Source organism: Thermodesulfobacteriota bacterium (assembly GCA_040756475.1).
Taxonomy (GTDB): Bacteria; Desulfobacterota; Deferrisomatia; order Deferrisomatales; family JACRMM01; genus JBFLZB01.
In genome coordinates, this window is sequence record JBFLZB010000232.1 from 4,673 (window position 1) to 6,552 (window position 1,880).

At 74.6% G+C, this 1,880-nt stretch carries 1 protein-coding gene; it reads right to left on the minus strand.

All coding sequences use genetic code 11. The features are described 5' to 3' along the window. Nucleotides 1-1,880, minus strand: a 1,880-nt coding sequence (locus tag AB1578_21145; protein ID MEW6490403.1) for a hypothetical protein, incomplete at both ends; no start/stop codon positions are given.

A 1,880-nucleotide genomic window follows, 5' to 3' on the forward strand; every position in this document is an offset into this window, starting at 1 on the left:
ACGCCGGTCAGGCTCGCGCCCAGGGTGTTGCCGCTGGTGGCCGCCGCGGCGATGTCGTAGACGATCAGGATGCGCAGCGGCGTGCCGCTCGCCACCGCCGTCTCGGGGATGGCGACGTTGGCGACGTTGGCCGCGTCGAGCCAGGCGGACCCGAGGAGGGTGTCCGAGGGATCCCACGCGTTGGGCACCGTGCCCCCGTCGGCGTAGATCTTGGCGGCCGCCGCGTTGGCGTGGGGCGTGCCGCTGCCGGTCGCCGTCACCTGGAAGCCCCGGAGCACCACCGAGGAGCCGGAAGTCACGCTCAGGGTCACCGACGCCACCGTCACGTTGGTATCCCCCTGCAGGACGGTCTCGGTCGGCCCCGCCACCAGGGAGGCCGAGAACTCGTCCTGGGGCGTCACGGTGACCGCGGCGCTCGCGGGCGGCAGAGGCCCCCAGTTTCCCGCGGCGTCCCGGCAGTGCACGTGGAGGCTCGTGTCGCCGGACCATGCCGAGGTGTCCACCACGGCCGCCACGGCCTCCGCGGAGGAGCCGAACCCGCCGTCGGCGGCGGTCATGGGCGTGCCGGTGCCGGGGCTGCCGGGAATCCCGACGAAGTACTCGGCCCCCACGATCTGGCTGCCGCCCGAGGCGGTGTTCGCGCACGAGGCGGAAAGCGTCACGGTTGCGGTGCCGCGCTGGATGCTCGACGGCGACGCGGCCACCTCCGTCGCTTCGGGCAGGCCCTCGTCCGCGTACCAGGGCGGCGTCGTCACCCCGGCGTGGCAGTCGATATTGGCGCACCGTCGGTCGGCAAGCCGGTAGGTGGCGTCGAGGTCGGAGGCGCCGGCCATGGTGCGGAAGTACACGGGGGTGCCGGAAGACGCGGTGGCACCTTCGGCAAACTGCCAGTATTCCGGGGTGCCGTTCCCGTCGGCGTCCATGCGGATCACCTCGGCCTGCTGCGGTCCGGTGGCTGCGTCGGCCGGGTGGCCCGGCGGCGGATTGCCCGGGTGGCAGGTCGTGCAGGAGCGGTTCCCCGTGCCCAGGGCGGCGACGTGCGCCGCGTGGGCGCCCGCGCCGTCGGCCCAAGGGTAGGTTGCATCGGGGTTGTTGGCGGCGCCGTCGGGCCACGAGGTTCCCGCCGTCGGGTCGCCGTGGCAGTCGGTGCAGCTCGGGAAGCCCTCCTCGTGCCGGTGGCAGACGGTGCAGCGGACGGTGTCGGCCCCGTTGTGGGAGGCGAGCGGTGTGAAGGTGCTTCGGTTGTAGTAGCGGGCGCCCCCGCTCGCGGCGTGGCATGTCTGGCAAAGGCCGGTGTTGCCGGAGTGGGCCAGGTCGGCGGAGGTGTAGCCGGCGCTCCCGACGTCGAGGCCCGTCACCGGGCGCGAGGCGACCGGGATGCCGTAGCTCCCGTCGGACTGGGCCGTCACGCCCCGGCCCGGGGCGGAGCCGTCCCCCGAGTGGACCATGTAGTGCTGGGTGTCCCCGTGGGGGTCGTGGCAGTCCCAGCAGAACGCGCCCCCCCGGGTGGAGTCGGCGTGCCGGCTGCCGTAGTGGTTCTCGTCGACCTTGGCCGCCCCGTTTCGGCTCGCGTACCCGCCCGCCCCGTCGGGGTCGTAGCCGCTGCGGGAGGCGTGGTGGCACACCAGGCAGGCGTCGTTCCAGCCGCCGTCCTCGGTGGCGCCCCGGCCCAGGGCCCCCCGGTTGGCGAGCCGGAAGGGGTTGTCGGCTTCTCCGTGGGCCGCCGCGGGGTTCTGGGCGGTGCCGAGGAAGGCGTGGCAGTAGGCGCAGCCCTGGGGGTCGGAGGCCGGGCCGGAGAAGGCCGCGGCGGGGTTTCCCGAGGGGTAGCTCCCCGAGGCGCCGGGGCGCCCGTGGCCCGAGGTGCTCCACTCCTCGGTGGC